Origin of the sequence: Photobacterium profundum (assembly GCF_003026285.1) — a bacterium.
In the GTDB taxonomy this organism is placed as follows: Bacteria; Pseudomonadota; Gammaproteobacteria; order Enterobacterales; family Vibrionaceae; genus Photobacterium; species Photobacterium profundum.
The window spans coordinates 544,112-561,276 of sequence record NZ_PYOD01000003.1 but is presented as its reverse complement, the minus strand read 5'-3'; the positions used below and the strand labels follow the sequence as shown (position 1 = coordinate 561,276).

Annotated in this window: 19 protein-coding genes and 1 pseudogene; 16 read left to right on the top strand and 4 right to left on the bottom strand. The window is 37.7% G+C overall.

The window, feature by feature from the left end; translation table 11 throughout:
• The first annotated feature begins 450 nt into the window (after positions 1–450).
• The 13 genes from C9J48_RS12110 (at position 451) to C9J48_RS12050 (ending at position 9,326) form a co-directional block, all read left to right on the top strand.
• The gene (locus C9J48_RS12110) at positions 451–654 is read left to right on the top strand and encodes a hypothetical protein (protein WP_006229508.1); all 204 of its coding nucleotides are present in this window, start codon (positions 451–453) and stop codon (positions 652–654) included.
• Between the two features lie 185 nt (positions 655–839).
• On the top strand, positions 840–1,313 hold the full coding sequence (locus C9J48_RS12105; RefSeq protein WP_006229509.1) for a hypothetical protein: 474 nt from the start codon (positions 840–842) through the stop codon (positions 1,311–1,313).
• A gap of 123 nt (positions 1,314–1,436) precedes the next feature.
• Positions 1,437–1,958, top strand: coding sequence for a DUF4823 domain-containing protein (locus tag C9J48_RS12100; RefSeq protein ID WP_006229510.1), 522 nt, complete (start codon positions 1,437–1,439; stop codon positions 1,956–1,958).
• A gap of 153 nt (positions 1,959–2,111) precedes the next feature.
• A complete protein-coding gene (locus tag C9J48_RS12095; protein ID WP_006229511.1) occupies positions 2,112–2,987 on the top strand; it encodes a hypothetical protein in 876 nt (291 codons plus the stop codon).
• A gap of 182 nt (positions 2,988–3,169) precedes the next feature.
• The gene (locus tag C9J48_RS12090) at positions 3,170–3,847 is read left to right on the top strand and encodes a hypothetical protein (protein ID WP_006229512.1); all 678 of its coding nucleotides are present in this window, start codon (positions 3,170–3,172) and stop codon (positions 3,845–3,847) included.
• 119 nt (positions 3,848–3,966) lie between these two features.
• The gene (locus tag C9J48_RS12085) at positions 3,967–4,437 is read left to right on the top strand and encodes a GNAT family N-acetyltransferase (protein ID WP_036802985.1); all 471 of its coding nucleotides are present in this window, start codon (positions 3,967–3,969) and stop codon (positions 4,435–4,437) included.
• 220 nt (positions 4,438–4,657) lie between these two features.
• Positions 4,658–5,125 (top strand): GNAT family N-acetyltransferase, encoded by a 468-nt coding sequence (locus C9J48_RS12080; RefSeq protein WP_006229514.1) that lies wholly within the window; start codon positions 4,658–4,660, stop codon positions 5,123–5,125.
• 173 nt (positions 5,126–5,298) lie between these two features.
• The gene (locus C9J48_RS12075) at positions 5,299–5,772 is read left to right on the top strand and encodes a hypothetical protein (protein WP_006229515.1); all 474 of its coding nucleotides are present in this window, start codon (positions 5,299–5,301) and stop codon (positions 5,770–5,772) included.
• A gap of 118 nt (positions 5,773–5,890) precedes the next feature.
• Complete coding sequence (locus C9J48_RS12070) at positions 5,891–6,466, top strand: YdeI/OmpD-associated family protein (RefSeq protein ID WP_006229516.1); 576 nt, start codon at positions 5,891–5,893, stop codon at positions 6,464–6,466.
• Between the two features lie 246 nt (positions 6,467–6,712).
• Complete coding sequence (locus tag C9J48_RS12065) at positions 6,713–7,186, top strand: GNAT family N-acetyltransferase (RefSeq protein WP_036802987.1); 474 nt, start codon at positions 6,713–6,715, stop codon at positions 7,184–7,186.
• Between the two features lie 122 nt (positions 7,187–7,308).
• Positions 7,309–7,755: a GNAT family N-acetyltransferase gene (locus C9J48_RS12060; RefSeq protein WP_006229518.1), complete on the top strand. Its 447-nt coding sequence runs from the start codon at positions 7,309–7,311 to the stop codon at positions 7,753–7,755.
• A gap of 173 nt (positions 7,756–7,928) precedes the next feature.
• A complete protein-coding gene (locus C9J48_RS12055) occupies positions 7,929–8,783 on the top strand; it encodes a hypothetical protein (protein WP_006229519.1) in 855 nt (284 codons plus the stop codon).
• Positions 8,784–8,897: 114 nt separating this feature from the next.
• Positions 8,898–9,326 carry a hypothetical protein gene (locus tag C9J48_RS12050; protein ID WP_006229520.1) on the top strand — a complete coding sequence of 143 codons (429 nt, stop codon included), beginning with the start codon at positions 8,898–8,900 and terminating at the stop codon, positions 9,324–9,326.
• A gap of 167 nt (positions 9,327–9,493) precedes the next feature.
• Here the strand turns inward: C9J48_RS12050 and panB are convergent, their stop codons facing one another.
• Both panB and C9J48_RS28420 read right to left on the bottom strand, forming a co-directional pair.
• Entirely contained in the window at positions 9,494–10,285 is a 792-nt protein-coding gene (gene panB, locus C9J48_RS12045) for a 3-methyl-2-oxobutanoate hydroxymethyltransferase (protein WP_006229521.1), read from the bottom strand.
• Positions 10,286–11,473: 1,188 nt separating this feature from the next.
• Positions 11,474–11,737: pseudogene (locus C9J48_RS28420) on the bottom strand (site-specific integrase); the annotation flags it as partial.
• A 164-nt stretch (positions 11,738–11,901) separates the two neighbouring features.
• Here C9J48_RS28420 and C9J48_RS12030 point away from each other — a divergent pair.
• Together C9J48_RS12030 and C9J48_RS12025 are read left to right on the top strand one after the other, a co-directional pair.
• Entirely contained in the window at positions 11,902–12,375 is a 474-nt protein-coding gene (locus C9J48_RS12030) for a GrpB family protein (protein ID WP_006229523.1), read from the top strand.
• Between the two features lie 468 nt (positions 12,376–12,843).
• On the top strand, positions 12,844–13,197 hold the full coding sequence (locus C9J48_RS12025) for a tRNA-binding protein (RefSeq protein ID WP_006229524.1): 354 nt from the start codon (positions 12,844–12,846) through the stop codon (positions 13,195–13,197).
• Positions 13,198–14,086: 889 nt separating this feature from the next.
• Here the strand turns inward: C9J48_RS12025 and C9J48_RS12020 are convergent.
• Together C9J48_RS12020 and C9J48_RS12015 are read right to left on the bottom strand one after the other, a co-directional pair.
• Positions 14,087–14,605 (bottom strand): DUF3087 domain-containing protein, encoded by a 519-nt coding sequence (locus tag C9J48_RS12020; RefSeq protein WP_242610801.1) that lies wholly within the window; start codon positions 14,603–14,605, stop codon positions 14,087–14,089.
• Between the two features lie 204 nt (positions 14,606–14,809).
• Positions 14,810–15,916 (bottom strand): AI-2E family transporter, encoded by a 1,107-nt coding sequence (locus C9J48_RS12015; protein ID WP_006229527.1) that lies wholly within the window; start codon positions 15,914–15,916, stop codon positions 14,810–14,812.
• 199 nt (positions 15,917–16,115) lie between these two features.
• Between C9J48_RS12015 and C9J48_RS12010 the strand changes: the two genes are divergently transcribed.
• A complete protein-coding gene (locus tag C9J48_RS12010; protein WP_006229528.1) occupies positions 16,116–17,135 on the top strand; it encodes an adenosine deaminase in 1,020 nt (339 codons plus the stop codon).
• Positions 17,136–17,165: the final 30 nt, after the last annotated feature.

Here is a 17,165-nt window from a genome sequence, read left to right as displayed (position 1 = left end):
ACTATATAGGATTTTGTACCAAAGTTTCTTGTATAAACGGTATAACAAAACATTGCTATCGCGATGATTGTAATCATAAGTTCTTTATCTCGCGTTTACTTAATTTTTCAAATTATCTAACATGTTAAACGATGGCATTTATTGAAAGCTCTTACAAGCTTTGCTGGTGATAGTATACAGCGCTATCATTTTCTCACCTATGTATATAAGTGATACTAACTAAAGTTAGTAACTTTTCATCAAGCATGCTAGCTACTTGTAACGCATGCATAACAAGGCAATGAAATGGACACTATTACTCGGCAGTTTGGGTTCAAATTGGTTTAATGATTACGGTTATTAGTTTAAGAGTGGCGTAAAATAGTGCCACTTATTGCAGGCGTTATGTTTTTATCAGGTTTCGTAAATTTAACCAAATTATTAAATAGCGAGTAGTGAGGAATTATATCGATGGGGATTTTTTCAAAAGATCACGTAGGAGCTCTGACTTGGGAGTCAATTAAGTCGAAAGGGAACAATGGTGGGCCACAATATACTTATCGAGCCAAAATTCATGGCGGTTGGTTAGTTGAAACTGAAAACTATACAGGTCAATGTGGGGGGCTTACTTTCGTGCCTGACCCTAATCATGATTGGCAACTTGAAAGACTATAAATTATAAATAGGTTGAGTGGTGGGAGCTGTCTCCTATATTCCAGCCCTCAAACATAACAATGCTATCAAGGTGATGCATTACACTCGGCAGTTTTGGTTTGAAGTTCGGTGTACTTGGCTAGTTCAGTGTGGCACACCTTATTGCAGGCGTTAGCCCTCTATTCATCTCATCATTGAGGTATATTATGAAAACAATTCTTTCAATTATAGGTATCCTTTTTTTGGTTCTTATTGTTGTTGTCGCCAGTTTTATCGGTTATGCAGCGTATCAAGGAGCCGGGCTAGATAAGGCTAGTAAAATATATGTGGAAAACAACGTTCCACTAATTATTTCTACGTGGTCTAAAGACGAATTATTAAACCATTCATCACCACAGTTATTGAGAAAAATAAACGAAGATCCAGAGCGGTTTAGTCAATTGTTCGAGTTGTATTCAAAGCTTGGTAAAATACGGAGTTTTGGCAATGTAGAGGGGGATTCAAATATTTCTTACTCGTCTGAAAATGGTAAGGTCACGACCGCAGGATATATGGTTACTGCAATATTTGAAAATGGAGACGCGCAAATTTCCGTTAAATTAATTCAGTTATCGGATCAGTGGCAGTTCTTGTCATTCTATGTTGATTCGCCATTGTTTCTTCAAGGGAAAGAGAGCTAACAAAAACATGAAGTTGACACGTTTTACTCCGCAGTTTTGGTATGGAGTTCGGCGCGCTTGGTGAATTAGCCGTGGTGCAACTTATGTTAGACGTTATACATTATTTTATAGTATCGAGGGTATATGAAAAAAATTATTATGGCAGTGTGTTTAGCATCACTATGGGGGTGTGCTGATTCACATAGTTTAAATGTTACTGAATCGAATATAACGACAACAATCAATTCAACACAATCCGTTTATATTGCTCTGTCGAAAGATGGTTCATATGGTAACCATCATTATAATGGTTCTGGAATGATGTTAAGTCAGACTATTCAAACTAGCTTAATTAAAAGGTTACATAACGTTGAGATTGCAGGGAAGCCAGAGTTATTCCCTGAGGCTTTAAATTCAGCAAAGCGTGGTGGATACGATTATTTATTTTATCCCACAATAATGCATTGGGAAGATCGAGCAACAGAATGGTCAGCTAAACCTGATAAGGTAACGGTCAAAATTGCAGTCATAGATGTAGATACTCAAACCGAGATTAAATCAGCTGTTGTTGATGGAAAAAGTGGGATAGTAACATTTGGTGGTGATCACCCGCAGGATCTTCTTCCTGAACCAGTTGAAAAATTCACAGCACAATTGTTTAACTAACCATATAAATTAATTCATAACAAAAAACATGAGGTTGACGCATTTTACTCCGCAGTTTTGGTATGGAGTCTAGTGTGTTTGGTTAGTTAGTTGGTCCTGGCGCAACTTATGTTAGACGTTAGGCCTTCTAGTTACATCATCAAAAGGTATTTTATGAAATATATTTTTCTGTTTTTTATATCGTTCCCAATATTTGCTCAAGTTCAAGTTCAAGATCAAGTTCACTTTTCTTTTGGCTATAAAGCTAATACGAAAACAACAATTGAAACGGAAACTTTAGCAGATATGGAAATGAGTATACGAGGTGACTTCGATACATTACCGAAAGAAGTGGTAGATCGATTTCCTGTAAGGGTTATAAGTAAGAATATAAAAATACAATCTGCATCAACAGGAGATAAAAATGGAAATGGTATATATCCTATAGAATCTTATGTGTCAAAAGACAGGAACTATTACTCCGTTAATGGTTCAGAGATGATAGAAAAGTCATCAGGTGTTGTATCAATGGAAGGGTTAAAAATAAAAGGAGAAGGATTACCCAATGGGAAAATAGTTTTCTTGTCAGCAGAAGGTGGAAATGTTACGGAAGAGCTTAAAGATGTTATAAAATCTGTATTCACTCAGGGTGGCGAATTAAATGATCTAAATAATAAAACTGTAAAAATCGGTGAGAGTATTTCGGTTAATATTCCAATTGCGATGCCAATTAAGTCTGGGGGGCAAATTTCCTTTGATATGGAAATGAAATACACATTAAATAGAATTGACTCTGATATTGCTTATTTTGACATCGCGTATTTTGCAGCAATGGAATTTGAAGTTGAGTCAGGGCGTATCGATGTTAATGGCTCTGGATATGGGACAATGCTTTATGACATTGAAAATACATACATGCCAGAGTTAGAGACAGCGATGACAATGGAGATGCTTATTCCTAATGGTAGTTACAGTTTTATAACTAATACTACAAGCAGCACTAAGATGGTAACACATTTTGAATCAGGCCTAACAAAGGCATCAAATTGACGCGTTACACTCGCTGGTTTGATATGGATTAGGGGCGTACCCCGTCTAGTAATACGGGGGGAAAGGTTTGGTATATACTCACAGCCAGTAAATAGCTACGTCAGCTTTCAGTGGTTGCGCTGTTACTTTTAGATATACGATCTTAGATCGTTGAATACAATGTTAAGTAGCAAGGAGAGTACGTGAATAGCTCAGAGCTTTTCGAACACATTATGGTTGATGATACTGAATCCAGAGGGTTGTTTTTAAGCGACTTTAGGAATGAGGTTGAGGAACTTTCAGATATATTTTCACAAGCATTTAATCTTCTGGAAGAGTCACCTTGCAATAATGAACCGTCTATTCGTGCTTCCACTGTTTCAGGCTACATATACTTAGCTATTGAATCAGCAGTCACAGCAACTCAGCTGCTATCACTTGGTCACGTAGCTCCTGCTGGTAACTCAATGCGTATTTCTTATGAATCTCTTTGTTTTTCTGCATTGCTTAAAAGAGAGGACAAATTAAAGGTGGCTAATGGCAAGCATCAATTTAACTTTTATGATGACTACAAAAAAAAATCTGCCCACACTAGGGCTGACAAAGTAATAGACTTAGTTATTGAAAATAAAGAGCGACTCGGTTTAAACCAAGAGGGAGTTGCCTTTTTGGTAGGCGCCAAAAAATTTTACAATAGTTATAGTCATGCTTCTTATATGCTGCTGCACTCAAAAATAAAACCATCAACTAGACAGCTATACGTTGCAGGTGGCTATGACATCGAAAGGAAAGACTTTTTTAAAAAACAGCTTGAGTTTATCAAACGGTATAGCAAAAACCTCAATGGCTGGATACAGGCAGTGGCTTACAATGCTACTTAACAAAAACATCAAGGTGACGCTTTACACTCGGCGGTTTTGGCATGGAGTGCAGTGTGCTTGGTAAGTTTGTCGTGGCGCACCTTATGTTAGACGTTAGCTGTTTAAAGAGTTCGAGTACAATGATAAGAATTGCTGAAAATAAAGACTATGCTTCATTGGTTTCCTTATTTATCGAGGAAAATGAGCATAACAATGACGTTGCACCTGACCGAGTTGCGAATACAAGGGATGTGTTATCACAAGCTGAACTTGAGGAAATCATTAGTGATACATCGACCTATTTAGGTGTATATGAACATGACGGTGAAGTGTCTGGGTTGATACTTGGTACACATCATACAATTGAAGCTAAAAGGTGGTTGCCAGAACGAAACTTTGTGTACTTAGAAGAGTTGATTGTAACTAAAAGTATGCGTGGCAATGGAGTCGCCTTCAAATTAGTAAAATCATTAGAAACTTGGGCTGAGACTTTCGGTGCAAATTGCATTGATTTACATGTTTGGTACAAAAATGATTTAGCCAGAGATTTTTATAAGCGCTTAGGTTTTGAGGATAAGCAAGCATTAATGTCCATACGAATCAACAGCTAACAAAAACATCAAGTTGACACGTTTTACTCCGCAGTTTTGGTATGGAGTTCAGTGCGCTTGGTGAGTTAGCCGTGGTGCAACTTATGTTAGACGTTATGTGCCATTGATCGCCTTAAAACTTAACAAGTTACTGCACTCTATACAGTTGTCTTGGTTTTTGCTTAGAAGCAACAACAGGTCCAATTTTTGAGACGTTAGCTTTAAGTAAGGAAGAAATATAATGATAAAAATCAGAATACTAAAAAAAGGTGATGAATTAGAATTGTGGCAACTCAAGGTGAGCACAATTTGGAAAGTAAACATCAAAGACTATTCTCAAGAACAGTTAAATGTATGGGCTCCAGATGAATATAATCCAGAGAAATGGTTAAAACGAGTTCATGGCATGAATCCAAATATCGCTGAAATAGATGGGAAGATTGTTGGTTTTGCTGATATTCAAGATGACGGCTACATTGACCACTTCTTCTGTCATAACGAGTTTCAAGGGCAAGGTGTAGGTAAAATGTTAATGCAGAACTTAATAAATAAGGGTAAAGAAAAATCAATACCTCGTATTTATTCACATGTAAGCATAACGGCTAAACCTTTCTTTGAAAGGTTTGGATTTCATGTGGTTAAACAGCAAGCTATGAATATTGGAAATCAAGCATTAACCAATTATGTCATGGAGAAAATAAATAAATAATCAACATGGGATCTCACCGAAACTGAGCACTCATTTCAACCTGCTAGCACATAACAAAGCACTCAAACTGACCTCCAACACGTGGCACTTTTGCTTCGCAAAATTATAGCCACATGTTTCCGGCAGCTTAGTGCGGCGTTAGCCCTCTATTCATCTCATCATTGAGGTACATTATGAAAACAATTCTTTCAATTATAGGTAGCCTTTTTTTGGTTCTTATTGTTGTTGTCGCCAGTTTTATCGGTTATGCAGCGTATCAAGGAACCGGGCTAGATAAGGCTAGTAAAATATATGTGGAAAACAACGTTCCACTAATTATTTCTACGTGGTCTAAAGACGAATTATTAAACCATTCATCACCACAGTTATTGAGAAAAATAAACGAAGATCCAGAGCGGTTTAGTCAATTGTTCGAGTTGTATTCAAAGCTTGGTAAAATACGGAGTTTTGGCAATGTAGAGGGGGATTCAAATATTTCTTACTCGTCTGAAAATGGTAAGGTCACGACCGCAGGATATATGGTTACTGCAATATTTGAAAATGGAGACGCGCAAATTTCCGTTAAATTAATTCAGTTATCGGATCAGTGGCAGTTCTTGTCATTCTATGTTGATTCGCCATTGTTTCTTCAAGGGAAAGAGGGCTAACAAAAACATGAAGTTGACACGTTTTACTCCGCAGTTTTGGTATGGAGTTCGGCGCGCTTGGTGAATTAGCCGTGGTGCAACTTATGTTAGACGTTATGCCGAAAAGGAGTCAAAAATCATGCCTGAAGTCGACCCATCTAGAATCAAGACATTTAAAACACCAATAAGTCTCCGCGATTGGCTGGAGTCTAATCACGCCAGCGAAAGCGAATTGTGGGTGAAAATGTTCAAGAAAAATTCAGGGCTACAAAGCGTTACATGGAACGACGTAGTTCTAGAAACTTTATGCTGGGGTTGGATTGATGGAATAAAGAAATCTATTGATGAGCAAGCTTACCTTCAGCGTATAACACCTAGAGCTGCTAGGAGTAACTGGTCCAAAAAGAACACCAAGCATGTAGAACAATTAATAAATGAAGGCCGAATGCAGGAATCAGGTCTTGTTCATGTTCGGGCAGCACAGGCTGACGGAAGGTGGGATAATGCTTATGTAGTGAGTGAAATGGATGTTCCTGATGACTTCCTTTCGGCACTTGAAGTAGAGCCTAAAGCAAAGGCGTTCTACGAGAGTCTCACGAAATCAAATCGTTATGTTATTGCTTATGGTCTAATAAGTGCGAAAAAAAGTGAGACTAGAATCAAGAGGTTTGAAAAATACATGAATATGTTAATTCAGGAAGAGAAGCCTAAATAGGTGAGATTCGGCATAACAAGCAATTCAAGCAGACTGTCAACGCGTGGTATTTTCAGTTCCAATTGAGTTTTAGTGATTATGATACGTTGCTTTAGGTTAAGTATTGCGTTGTCAGCGGCTTAATTGGGCGTTAGGCATCGATACGAGGATCACTTTAACAAATGGTTATTCTCAATAAATCGAAGAAGCGATAATATGAAGCTCAAAGCTCAAAGCTCAAAGCTCAATAGTCATGGAGAACTCATGATGAATATAGTGAAAGTAGACGACAGTAATGCTCATGTTTACGCCAACCTTTACCAAGGCTATGGCGCAGAATTTTCTAAAATTATCGACGATAAACCAGATGCCAATGGGTTGTTTGATATTTATCCAAAACTCGAAGGTAGCGTTACTGGTTACTTACTTTATTTGGATGGCGTTCCTGCCGCTATAACTGCAATTGATGAAAAGCCCCCAAGAGTGTATGAAATCTGTGATTTTTACGTATTGCCTTGTTTCCGTAAAAACAAAGTAGGGAAACGTTTTATTTCCAGTTTATTTGAACGCCTTGGTGGCTCTTGGGAGATCAAGCAAGTTGCAGGTGCAGATCATGCCATTAGTTTTTGGCGTGACGTAGTGAGTGACTATACATCTGACAACTATGTCGAAGACGTATACGAAGACCATAAGTGGGGAACGGTCACTAGGCAATGTTTCACGCACGAGAAAAATGCCTAACAAAACAATCAAGGTGATGCGTTACACTCGGCGGTTTTGATATGAAATCCAGCGCGCTTGGTTAGTTCAGTGTTCGCACACCTTATTGCAGGCGTTATACGCTTTCAAGGAAATATTCCTATATGAACAAAGTAGTATTCAGAAATTGTGATGAAAACAGTCAGTATTGGATCGCTTTAGAAAGGTTGTTTCAAAGTGAATGGTCTGATTTTTTGTTCGTAGACACTTACAAACAAAAAGCCCAACTTCCACCAGTTATCGTTGCTCTCAGGGATAATAAAGTCATTGGTGGTTTAGCTTACTCTCGCTATCAAGAACCTCATGGCAATAGTGAGGTTATTTGGTTTAATGCGGTCTTTGTTTCTCCAGAATGGCGTGGTCAAGGGGTAGCAAGCGAGTTGATTAACCAGGGTGTTAAACAAATACCGGAAAACATTCAAAATCATCTTTATGTGTATACCAATGTCGCATCACTTTATGAGGCTTTGGGTTGGTCTATCGTTGATATTGAAAGTGAGCCGAATCATAGCGTAATGTGTATCTCGCTCGAGCCTCAATCACGCGTATAACAAGAAATTTAAGCAGACTGCCAACGCTTGGCATTTTCAACTTGGTTTAGTTTCAGTGATTTAGGTAGTAAATTTGAGTGTATTAGTAGCGTTGTCAGTTACTTAATTGGGCGTTATGGCATTCATAGTAACAGGCTTATACACTCAAGATGCTAGAGGGAAGTTGTAGTATTATGCAAGAGTTTAAGATCGATAAAAAACTCATCACCTTAATGAAAGGGTGTTTGGTTTTCTTTCTAGCATTTATAGTTTTTGGTTTTTTGTTGCCGTTTTTCCCTGATAATGAAGCAGAAACGTCAGGTACTGCTATTAGAACGACAATTTTATGCACTGTTGTGTTTGGTGTTTTTTCAATCCTTACATGGTTAACTATAAGAAAACTTCCATATGTAGATGTTGTTATTGATGATGATGGTATTTGGTACAAGCATTTAGGAAAAGAACAAGGCCTAATTCCTTGGAAGAAGATATCAAAGGTTAAGGAAAGGGATCTTTTACAATGCTTATATTTATTAGACTCTAATGGTATTAAATTACTTAGAGTTGAATATCAACTCATTGACTTTGAAATACTTAGATATCACCTATTTGAAAAAATCAACACAAAACCCTCTGAGTTAGAGTGTTCTAGGTTTACTAAAGGTTACCACTATCATATGTTTAACCTTTTTGGTGTTATAGCTTTCACTGCGTTAGGTTTGTATCTTGGTACAAACGGAAACCATTTATTAGGCTACGGTGGTATGAGTTTTTTAGTTGTTATTACGATATATGATTATGCTATAACGGCGTACGGTATCGAGATTAATAATGGTGCCATCAAAATATACTATCCGATAGGAAATAAGAACATTTTAATTTCGGATATTGCCGGTGTTCATATTGTCGATGAATTTGAAAGAGGCAGCCGTACCCCTGAGGTCTGGGTTATATCACGTCAGTCTAAGAAGCCATTTAAGCTTAAAAAATTAGGTGTTGATTCAAATCTACTTTTTGCTGTAATTAGAAAGGCTGTCCAATTGCCATAACAAAGTAATTAAGGTGGTGCGTTACACTCGGCAGTTTTGGTTTGAAGTTCAGTGCACTTGGTGAGTTCATCGTGGCGCAACTTATGGCAAGCGTTATGTATTTATAGGAGTTCAATGAAAACTTTCGAAATTAAATGTCTTAGCTCAGTCGGTCCAGTGCAACTTGGTATGACAATGGGTGAAGTTATAAATGTTCTTGGTGAACCAGAATTTATCAATGGAAAACGTTACTGTTTTCTATTTGGTTTAATGGTCGACTTCGACAGTAATGATTTAGCCCAATTTATAGAAGCTGCATCTTCGGATTTATACACAATTGTTTTCGAAGGCAATGATGTCCATAGAACGCAGGCATCAAAAATGATTGAACTAGTTTCATTAAAGGATGACTACGATCGCGAAGATCCAGAGTTGGGATATAGTTACATTTTCAAAAGTTTTCAATTATCACTTTGGCGTTCAGTTATACCTGAAAATGAAAGCGACCTCGAAGGGCGTTACTTTGAGTCTGTAGGTATTGGTTATGAAGGCTACTTTGAGTAAAATACATAACAAAAACATCAAGTTGATACGTTTTACTCGACGGTTTTGGTATGGCGTTCGGTGTGCTTGGTCGGTTCAGTGAGGCACACCTTACCGCAGGCGTTATACGAATTAATTAACGTGTTGAATTGTGAGTTATAAAACCGATATGGTTAATCGGTTTTACATTAAAAACTGTGTTTTTCATCAGGGAAGGTTTTCTGTTTTACTTCTTCTATATATTTTTTCACAGCTGCTTCAATCGATCCTGTTTCAGCTAGAAAATTCCTTGAAAATCTTGGAATGTAATTGGCGGATACGCCTAAAATATCATGCATAACTAAAACTTGGCCATCGGTATCCTTACCTGCACCAATTCCTATTACTGGGATATTTAATTCTAGTGTAATTTGTTGTGCTAATTTAGCGGGGATACATTCAAGTACTAATGCCTGAGCACCAGCGCGTTGCAGTTGTTGGGCATTTTCTAGTATTTTTGTGGCTTGTTCTTCTGTTTTTCCTTGAACCTTATATCCGCCATATATATTTACGGCTTGTGGCATTAAACCTAAATGAGCACAAACTGGTATCGCTCGCTCAGTTAATATCTTAACTGTATTTATTAACCAACTACCACCTTCAATCTTTACCATATTGGCACCAGCTTTCATTAATTTAGCGGCTGATTCGCATGCTGTATGAGGGTTGTGGTAGCTCATGAAAGGTAGGTCTGAAATGATGAAAGCATTTGGACTTCCTGCTCTAACGCATTTTGTGTGATAAACCAAATCATCAATACTTACATTCAAAGTTGTTGGTTTACCTTGTATGACTGAACCAAGTGAGTCACCTACAATCAACACAGGCATGTTTTGCTCTTCAAATATTTTTGAAAAACTAGCATCATAAGCGGTGATAGATGCAAATTTTTCACCTAATGCTTTCCAGTTATTTAAATCTGAGATGGTGATTTTTTTCATTAGTAACTCGATTATTGTCTTAAAAAAATGATGCTATCATGTCTCCACGCGTACATACATTCCTATTAAGACAGTGCATCCTTCTTATGTGACATCATGATTTATAATATATAATCTCATGCTCATTCTATTTGTATAACAAATTCATCAACACGATTTGCTACATTTGGTATTGTAGATTGTCTTTGGGTTTACCGTATTAAGTGGTAAATTTAGGCTTAATCTGCATGGTAGCAAACGTGTGATGCCGGCGTTATGTTGCTTTTTGGTATTATACAAATTACTGATTTTACGAAAATAATCCTTACATATAGGGCTGTTTTCTTGTTGCTCTATATCAGGGTCATCGTTTAGTGTCACTCCCAAGATTTGCTTACATAAGAGTACAAAATGATGCATATATCTATGTTTATCGAGCTGAATTCAGTGATAAGTATGTTGCTGATTATAATCGTGGCATATTTTGTTTTTTCGTCAGAGAGGGTACCTAACGTAAAGTTTCAAAAAGTCAGTGAAATTTCGTTTTACCTTTCTATTTTGGTATCAGCAGGGTGGCTAATCTATTGGCTTTCACATATCGAGAGTACAAAGTAAGTAGGGTTCATATTGGCGTATCCAAGCCAGTTATTACTTTATATATCGACGCTTAGAGCTGTATCAATATTGAGTGATCATTTTTCCAATAGTTCCGAAACATAACAGATAAGGATATGTGTCGCGAAGCCGATACCTATCCGAAGTGTTGAACAAGCCCGAGCTGCCTTATATAGGGAAATATTACGAGTAAGTGGAAGGGCGATTATTAATAAGCGGTTATATTGAAGCGAACACAGACCTTGGTTCAAAACCAATCGACATAATATACTGATTTTAATGTTTAATTATGGTTGCCTCCTCAAGTAAAAACCGAACCATTATCCTTATATCACGGTATATTATTTCGGTCGAAATACGCCAAGGCAGCGCATTAAATGATGACAACAAGGACACAAGTAATCCGCTTTCGGCGGACGGGGTTATTTTCTAGTGCTGGCAATGCTACTGGCTATAACCGTTTTGTTCGGTGTGGCAGGTAAGCATAGCGTGAATCGCCTGAGAGGTGTTTTTACGTGATATATCGGTGAGGTGGGTGTTACGCGCGGTGGTGTTTAAACTGTTATGTCCGAGTTGATGTTGAACAGAACGTAAATCAAATACATGCTTGAAAAAGAACTGTAAGCCATTACGATCCCCCCTGACAGCACTCCAAGAATAGGTATTGATCAGTTGAGCAAAATATTGTTTCAGATCGTCGGTTGAAAGGGGATCGGGTGCTTTATCAAAGTGGTGGATAATGCGACGCACCGCACGTGAATAGGCGTCAATGGTTGCAGGGCGTTTACCTTGCAGTTTTAAGTTAGTAAGCTGTTGTTCATAAAGAAAATCGGTGCGAAGTTGTTGTTCGGCATTCATTATAAATACTCCGTAGTAATTAGAGTATTAAGGGTAGTTTGAGGGTGTTTTCACTTCACTCTGCAGCGCAGCGGCTTCGTTCAACAAAGTAATCAACACTATTTAGAGTATAATTGGCGCGGTACATATAGCGTTTAGCCGGTGTTATGCCTTTCAGAGGAAATATGAAATTTTACAGTGCTGAACAATATCAAGCGTCTTGTGAAGAACTGTTTCTTCGATACGAGCGTGAAATACTAAAGTTACTTCCTAGTGCAAGGGTTGAGCATGTAGGGGCATCTTCAATTCCTTCAGCTATATCGAAAGGCGATCTGGATATATTTGTAGGTGTAGACGCTCTCGAATTAGAGTGTGCAGCCCAGTTGCTTACGACGCTAGGCTTTCAGGAGAAAGTCGACACATTACGAACCACTGAACTTTGTATGTTGGAGTCGACGTCTACTGACGATGTCGCATTTAAAGTTGTAGCTAATGGCTCGGAGTTCGAGTGCTTCTTGATGTTTCGCGATAAATTGCGTGCGAATACCTCGTTAGTCCTGAAGTATAATGACCTTAAAATGTCTTGTGAAGGTTGGTCTCAAGATGAATATCGTCAAATGAAGTTTGCCTTTGTAGAGCACGTTTTGGCACTGGCGTAACAAGTTTCTTAAGACTGATTTGTAAACACGTGCCACTTAGCAAGGTGCTACAACCTCTATCTTAGCCTTAATCTTCATGGTTTGTTCTTCGGCAAGTGGAAGCACTTCTCATCTCTTTTTAGTTGAAATACAGTGAGTCTCGTTTGTCGGCTATTTCGGTTCAAATTTTGTGGCTCAAAATTCATTGCCAAGTGTGCAGTGTACTTCTCAATATTCGCATGTCATAACAATAATTATCATCTGTATTGTGTTTGGGTTCAGTGTTTACTAAGTCGCTTTAAGTGATAATTTCACTTGTGATTATTGAATAGTGTCGAGTGAATCGCAAATAAGAAATGATTAGTTGTTGTTGAAAGTTATGCTCATATGCGATCCACCTAACCACCAAGACTTGGCACTTTTGCTTCGCAAAGTACCTGTGGCAGCTTAGTGCTAAGTTATGGCTTAAAAATATTTAAGGGTCTAAAAATGAAACAAGCGCCAATTAAAGAATTAATTACATTTGATGATTTTGAAAAACTAGATATACGAGTGGGCACAATAACAGTTGTTTCAGAAGTTAAAAAATCTAAAAAACTGATGAAGTTGACTGTAGATTTTGGTGATCATGTTCGTTCAATTCTTGCTGGCATAAAACAAGAACGTGAAAATCCATACGAAATTGAAGGTAAGCAAGCTCTATTTGTTGTTAATCTACCAGATCAGAAAATGGCAGGAGAGATTTCTCAAGGAATGCTGTTTGATATTGGCTATGCAGACAAGTTGACTCCTTGTTTAGCGATGCCAGAAACTTCAGTACCCAATGGTAGTAGAGCCGGCTAGGCACTTGTTGAAAGTTAAATCCATTTTAAAAATATTAGGTTGATGGGTTTTACTCTGTAGTTTTGCTATGAGATTTAGTGTGCTTGATTAGCCGTGGCGCAACTTATGTTAGACGCTGGGGCCGTAAGTGCTCTCGAGCTTTTGGTCGCTTCTTATGCATTTAAGTATTACGAAAGCCAGCATTAGTCATTTAATTGGGATGACAACAGTGATTGTTACCTAATAACGATCTACAACGCTATATTAAGCATCAACATCATTGCTTTGATATAGTTCTAGCTATTTTTCTTTTATTTATTTTCTGCGAACAGAACCACTGAACAGTAAGATAATACACGGAAGTGGTTCTGTTCGTCGGTATGTTTTTAAATGATTTAGCATTTTTATTACTGTTTCCCCTCCTTTTCTTTCTGTCTTATTTTGTTACATTTATCAAAGTAGAGTATTCACTTTAGATTGTTGATCTTAGTGTTCATTCAGCGTACAGTTGTACTCTGAATTGGCTTACACGTGTACGCTGAATTTGTTGGTGATGAAGTGTATATAGTAAAAATCAATGGCTTAAGTTGTTTTCACTATGAAATATATCAACATGGCTGTAGGTAAGGTTTATCTATAAGGAGTAATGAGAATGATGCAAAAAATAAAAAATTGGTTAGAAGTTAGAGCTATTCGCAGAAATAATGATTGGGAGTCAGACTTCTTTTCACTATATTTTTAACTTTAAGCATGCTGAATGAAGTGTGGTGATACGTTTAATCAATATTGTGGGTTAAAGAATATTTTTACGTCAGTCCTAAATGGTCAAGTTTGTCGTAGAGGTGAATTTGACCAGCAACATGTAATGAAAGTGGATGCTGGCCGTGTTTCATATTATTTATTAAGATGATTAAACGATCTTATTTAATAAATCAGCTTCAAATTGATCAGTAGAAATTGTTAAATTTTGCGACATAATTTGAGAGTCTAATTTGGCAATGTCTTTTTCTAATGTTGGTAATGTAAGTGAGTTGTTATCTAGTAAGTAAACTTGCTTTAAACTCGCATAATAGAATTTTAGTATTATTAATGCATTAATGTCATGTAATTCTGCTCTGTTTTTTATCTTAGTCAGTTTTCGATAAATTTTATTGTGTAGTTGCTTTAATTGCCAAACGTAATAGATCTCCTTTAGATATGGGACATCTTTGAATCGATTTAGTACACTGACACAAACGATAGCTGCCAAAGCTACCCCGCTCAAATTGAGATAAAAATTGCCTGTAGATCCAGATGGGTCAACTGTTTCTGCACCAAACACCGCAATTAATACGGCACCAAACGTGAGAGATAATACGGCTAAACTGCCAACAAAAAAAACAATCACTCGATTGATATTCTTACGATAAACAGCCTTATCAATTTCCATGATCTTCATATTTAATTTGCATCCATGTGGTGATACTTAACATGGGGGCATTCTACGTATTTTTTGTCGCAAGGGGAGAGTTATGTGTGAATAAAAGGATTTTATTGTGATGTGTATTGGATCAAAGAGGGAGAGTAAATTGAAACCTCTCTCCCTCATTAGTTAATATCACAAAAGAAAAGGCGGTAGAAGAGTACAGATAACCTATTGTTCCTGTTCTTCTTGCTCGTCTGCTTTTGCGCTTTCATGCATCCATTCATTAAACAGTTGGTACCAAATAGCCAGTATAACAGGGCCGATAAATAGCCCTAGTATGCCAGACGACACCATTCCGCCTATTGCTCCCAGTAATATTACAGGCATTGGGATATCTAACCCACGCCCCATTAATAAGGGTTTTAAGAAGTTGTCACTAAGCCCTGCAAGTAAGGTCCATACTGCAAATATGGTGGCAGTTGTAGAATCATGAATGGAATATACATAAGCAATAACGGGTGCTACAACTAATAGTGCAGGTAGCTGAGCTATTGCGAAGACTAGAACCAAAATGGTAATTAACCCAGCGGTAGGTAAACCAATGGCGAAAACACCAATACCCACTAAAAATGCCTGAATACAAGCAACCCCTACAACACCCAATAGTACACTACGAATGGTCGCAGTACATAGCGTTGCCCATTCTTCGCCGTGTGCCCCTGCAATACGAACGGAAAGGGTATTGACGGACTTTGAAATACTAGTGGCATTCGCCATAAAAGCGGCTGAAATTAACAGTGAAATAACAAACATCAAGATACTGACGATACTGTTACCAACAACCGATGCCATCATTGCCAAACCGGATGTTAGTTGTGGTAAGAATTTTGTGAAGGCTTTTTCTAGATTGGTCGAAAAAAGTTGCCAAACATCGAAAATTTGCTGGCCAATAATGGGAATATTTGCAATTCGCTCTGTCGGGCCTGGAATCTTCAATGTACCTGAGCTGATGGTGCTGGTGATCCCCTCTACTGATTCAACCATTGAAATAGAAAACATAACAAAAGGAACGGTAAGAATTAGAATGCCAATAAGTGCAATAACGGTGGCTGATAAGCCTCGCTTGCCTTTCAACATATTTTCGAGCTTAACTGTTAATGGCATGAGGGCTACGGCAATAATCGCACCCCACAGAACGGGAATTAGGAAGGGTTTTACGATACCGTAAGACCACGCTAATAAAATAAATAACAAGCCAACACGTATTGCTGACTCGACCATGTTATTGATAAAAAATTGACTTTGTTTCTTGTCGTCGGACGTTTGATTATTCATTGAGTGTCCCGTCATTAATAATATGTGGAATGTTGTTGTTCGTTTGCAAGGCTAGAAAATATAGTCGATAGAGATAATCTTAGAACATACTTGAAGGTTTTGTTTAAAAGGAAAATCGACGCATATGTTGATTCTGGTTGGCTACACTATTGTTAAAGTATTTATCTTTAATGCTGTTTAAATAATGAAGGAAAATAATATGGATGGATTCATAAAGACGTTACCGAAGATTGAATTGCATTTACATATAGAAGGAACCCTAGAGCCTGAACTTATGTTTGCGTTAGCCAAACGCAATAACCTTGATTTACCCTATGAAACTGTAGGTCAAGTACGAGCAGCCTATGATTTTGATGATCTACAATCTTTTCTCGATCTTTATTATCAGGGCGCTCAAGTGTTGCTAAATGAGCAAGATTTTTATGATTTGACGTGGGCTTACTTAAAACGATGTAAAGAGGAACACGTTATTCATACCGAGATCTTTTTTGATCCCCAAACTCACACAGCCCGTGGTGTGTCTTTTGATGTAGTTATTAACGGTATAACTCGTGCGTTAGAGGATGGCAGAGAACAACTTAATATCAGTAGCCACACTATTATGTGTTTTCTACGGCATTTAACCGAAGAAGAAGCAATTGAAACCCTTCAACAAGCATTGCCATATAAAGATAAAATCATTGGTGTTGGTTTAGATTCATCAGAGCAAGGTCATCCACCTGAAAAGTTCAAGCGTGTTTTTGAACAAGCAAAAGAACTTGGTTTTTTAACGGTTGCACACGCAGGTGAAGAAGGACCCGCAAGCAATATTTGGGATGGGTTAGACATGTTGCATATTTCTCGTGTCGATCACGGAGTAAGGTGCGTTGAAGACGAATCTTTAGTACAGCATTTAGCGGAAAAGCAAATACCACTTACTGTCTGTCCGTTATCAAATGTAAAGCTTAAAGTGTTTGATCATATGCGAGATCACAATATTGTTGAGCTATTGCGCAAAGGGTTATGTGTGACGGTTAATTCTGATGATCCTGCTTATTTTGGCGGCTATATGGGAGACAACTTTCTTGCTGTCGCACACGCTCTTAACCCATCAAAACGTGAACTGGCTAAGTTTACCGAGAATGCAATCGAAGCAAGCTTTCTTACATTGGAAGAGAAAACTGTCTATAAAGAAGTGCTACAACATTATATTGATAAGCAATTAAAGCCCATTCTATGAATATATGTATTGTGAATACGGGTGTGTCAT